The sequence below is a fragment of the Myxococcus sp. CA005 genome (assembly GCF_006518205.1).
GTDB lineage: Bacteria > Myxococcota > Myxococcia > Myxococcales > Myxococcaceae > Myxococcus > Myxococcus xanthus.
This window is the reverse complement of sequence record NZ_SRLV01000186.1, coordinates 1-2,815: the sequence shown is the minus strand read 5'-3', so window position 1 is coordinate 2,815 and position 2,815 is coordinate 1. Positions and strand designations below refer to the sequence as shown.

2 protein-coding genes are annotated in these 2,815 nt (G+C 67.2%); both read left to right on the top strand.

Annotated elements, in window-relative coordinates:
* Positions 1 to 234 precede the first annotated feature (234 nt).
* Complete coding sequence (gene istA / locus FMQ63_RS36990; protein ID WP_011552246.1) at positions 235 to 1,773, top strand: IS21 family transposase; 1,539 nt, start codon at positions 235 to 237, stop codon at positions 1,771 to 1,773.
* 183 nt (positions 1,774 to 1,956) lie between these two features.
* A complete protein-coding gene (istB, locus tag FMQ63_RS36985) occupies positions 1,957 to 2,718 on the top strand; it encodes an IS21-like element helper ATPase IstB (RefSeq protein WP_011552247.1) in 762 nt (253 codons plus the stop codon).
* Positions 2,719 to 2,815 lie beyond the last annotated feature (97 nt).

Below are 2,815 nucleotides of genomic sequence, written 5' to 3'. Positions count from 1 at the left end.
TGCGTGTACCGGACCATGGTGAGCACCGATTCCGGCCCGAGGTGAGCACCCGTTCCGGGCATGGTGAGCACCCGTTCCGGGCATGGTGAGCACCGATTCCGGCCCGAGGTGAGCACCCGTTCCGGGCATGGTGAGCACCCGTTCCGGACATGGTGAGCACAGTCGGGAACGGTACGGAGCGTTGACGGCACTGGGCAGCAGGGTCTCGCCTCCACCTCCTTCGAGGAGGTGGAGATGGCCCAAGAGAGGCTGGCGGTGCGCAAGTTGAGAGAGGTGTTGCGGTTGCGGTTCGCGTCGAAGCTGTCGACGAGGAACATCGCCACGAGTCTGGGCATAGGGAATGGGACGGTGTGCGAGTACCTGGGGCGAGCGCGGGTAGCAGGGGTGGGAGACTGGCCGCTGCCGCCGGAGCTGGACGACGACGCGGCGCTCACCGCGCTTCTCTTCCCTGCCGAGGGCAAGGGGGTTGCGCACCGGCCGGAGCCGGACTGGGCGCAGGTGCATCGAGAGCTCAAGCGAAAGGGGGTTACCAAGCTGCTGTTGTGGGAGGAGTACCTGGCGGCCAACCCGGGTGGGTACCAGTACAGCCAGTTTTGCGAGCGGTATGGGCGCTGGCAGTCCGTCCTCGGTGTCACCATGAGACAGGAGCACCGCGCGGGCGAGAAGCTCTTCGTGGACTTCAGCGGGGATGGAGTCGAGGTGGTGGAGCGCGACACCGGAGAAGTGCGGGTAGCGAAGCTCTTCGTCGCCACGCTGGGGGCCAGCAGTTACACGTACGTCGAGCCCGTTTACTCCGAGGATTTGGCCACCTGGGTGGGCTGCCACGTGCGCGCCATGGCCTTCTTTGGCGGTACTCCGGCGTTGGTGGTGCCGGACAACTTGAAGTCCGGCGTCACCCACGTGCACCGCTACGAGCCGGAGGAGAATCCCACGTACGCCGACCTGGCCCGGCACTACGGCTTCGCCATTCTGCCGGCGCGTCCTCGCCGCCCGCGCGACAAGGCGAAGGTGGAGGCCGCGGTGCTGGTGGCTCAGCGGTGGATTCTGGCCGTCCTGCGCAACCACCGCTTCGGTGGCCTGCACGAGGTACGTGAGGCCGTACGGCCGTTGCTCGAGAAGCTGAATGGCCGCCCGATGCGGCATGTGGGGCGCTCGCGTCGCCAGCTGTACGAGGAGCTCGAGAAGCCTGTGCTGAAGGCCCTGCCGGTACACGCCTACGAGCTGGCCTTCTGGAAGAAGGCGCGCGTCCACCCTGACTACCACGTCGAGGTGGAGGGGCACCTCTACAGCGTGCCGTACTCGCTGGCGCACAAGCAGGTGGAGGCCCGCTACACGGAGGGGAGCGTCGAGGTGTTCCTCGGGGGCCGTCGGGTCGCCAGCCACGTGCGCAAGCACGCCAAGGGCTACACCACGCTGAAGGAGCACATGCCCGCCAGCCACCGGGCCCACGCGGAGTGGACGCCCACGCGGCTGCTGACATGGGCGGAGAAGACGGGCCCTTCCACGGCCGCGTTGGTGCAAGGCCTCATGGAGCGAAAACCCCATCCGGAGCAGGGCTTCCGCGGGGCCTTGGGTGTCATGCGATTGAAGGACAAGTACGGAGAGGCGCGGCTGGAGAAGGCGTGCGCCAGGGCAGTGCGTCACCGGGCCTACAGCTACAAGTCCGTGGCCGCCATCCTCCAGCACCACCTGGAGGACGCGCGGGAGGAGCGCGAGGAGAAGCCGCCCCTGCCCGCCCATGAGAATGTGCGCGGCCCCCACTACTACCACTGACGTACCTCTCGCGCTCCGCGAGGTGCACCGCCGCCACCTGCCGCGGTGGAGCCCCTTGGGTGCGCGGACACTTCCCGTCTGGTGCGAGTCCTCGGTCACCCGCACCCGGAAGGGGCCCGCGCGCGCCCTGAGAAGCTGGCGCGCGCGGGCAAGCCCCCATGACCGACATGAGGAACGAAGCCAATGCTGGTGGAACAGACGCTGGAGAAACTCAACGGGATGAAGCTGCACGGGATGGCCTCGTACCTGCGCGACTGGTTGGCGAGGCCAGGGGAGCGAGATGTTGGCCCAGCCGACCTGGTGGGCCTGCTGGCCGACGCGGAGTGGATGCACCGAGAGAACAAGAAACTCTCCTCTCGGCTGAGCGCCGCGCGCCTGCGCCAGGCCGCGGCCTTGGAAGACATCGACTACGGGCACGCGCGCGGGCTCGCAAAGACTCAGGTGATGGAGCTGTCCACCTCGAAGTGGGCGGCGGACAAGCAGAATGTCCTCCTCACCGGGCCCACGGGCGTCGGCAAATCCTTCCTCGCATGCGCCCTGGGCCAGAAGGCGTGTCGGGATGGCTACTCGGTGGTGTACCGCCGGGCCTCACGTCTCTTCGATGAGCTCGCCCAGGCGCGCGCCGATGGAACCTACGCGCACGTGCTCAAGCGACTGGCCAAGGCCCAGGTGCTCATCCTCGATGACTTCGGCCTTGAGCCGCTCGGCGCTCCGGAGCGCAAGGAGTTGCTCGAAGTCCTGGAGGACCGCTACCAGCTCGCGAGCACCGTGGTGACATCCCAGCTTGAGCCGAAAGACTGGCACGCCGTCATCGGCGACGCGACGCTCGCCGACGCCATCCTCGACCGTCTGGTCCACAACGCCCATCGCATCAAGCTGGGCGGAGAGTCCATCCGGTACGTGGAGACAAATTTGACGAAGGGCCGCAAGCAGGCCAAGGGATGAACCACCCAGCGTCGCTGACGCTCCGACCGCTCGCCATCAGCCGGAATCGCTGCTCGGCTTGAGCCGGAACGAGTGCTCACCATGACCGGAATACGCA